This window comes from Lysinibacillus sp. UGB7, from assembly GCF_049058285.1.
GTDB classification, from domain to species: Bacteria; Bacillota; Bacilli; order Bacillales_A; family Planococcaceae; genus Lysinibacillus; species Lysinibacillus sphaericus_B.
Genome location: NZ_JBMGUV010000123.1, coordinates 1 through 482 on the forward strand (window position 1 = coordinate 1; position 482 = coordinate 482).

Annotated in this window: 3 tRNA genes; all 3 read right to left on the bottom strand. The window is 43.4% G+C overall.

Features of this window, described 5'->3' with window-relative positions:
- Positions 1-129: 129 nt before the first annotated feature.
- The 3 genes from ACOMCU_RS28325 to ACOMCU_RS28335 all read right to left on the bottom strand — a co-directional run bounded on the left by ACOMCU_RS28325 (position 130) and on the right by ACOMCU_RS28335 (position 473).
- Positions 130-222: transfer RNA gene (locus ACOMCU_RS28325), tRNA-Ser, on the bottom strand.
- An 89-nt stretch (positions 223-311) separates the two neighbouring features.
- Positions 312-387 (bottom strand) — tRNA-His (locus ACOMCU_RS28330).
- 12 nt (positions 388-399) lie between these two features.
- Positions 400-473: transfer RNA gene (locus tag ACOMCU_RS28335), tRNA-Trp, on the bottom strand.
- Between the last annotated feature and the right edge of the window lie 9 nt (positions 474-482).

The following is a 482-nucleotide window of genomic DNA, read 5'->3' on the forward strand; positions in this document are numbered from 1 at the left end:
GTTAAAAATAATAATTATATACGCTTAAAGTAAGATGACGTTTTTCACGCTTCTTTACTCCGACGTAAATCTCAACCTTCAACAAGCGATAACATTGAGGCTTTTGAACACCTTTTATGGAACATAAACTGGAGGAGGTAGAGGGATTCGAACCCCCGCGCGGTGTTACCCGCCTGTCGGTTTTCAAGACCGATCCCTTCAGCCAGACTTGGGTATACCTCCGTAATAATATATAAATGATGGACTTTGTAGAACTCGAGCCTATGAATCCAAATCCATTGCCTTACTTACTGCTTGATTATATTCAAAAATGGGGCGACTGATGGGAATCGAACCCACGAATGCCTGAACCACAATCAGGTGCGTTAACCACTTCGCCACAACCGCCATGAAATTATTTGGCAGGGGCAGTAGGAATCGAACCCACACCAAAGGTTTTGGAGACCTCTATTCTACCGTTGAACTATGCCCCTATGACTTTA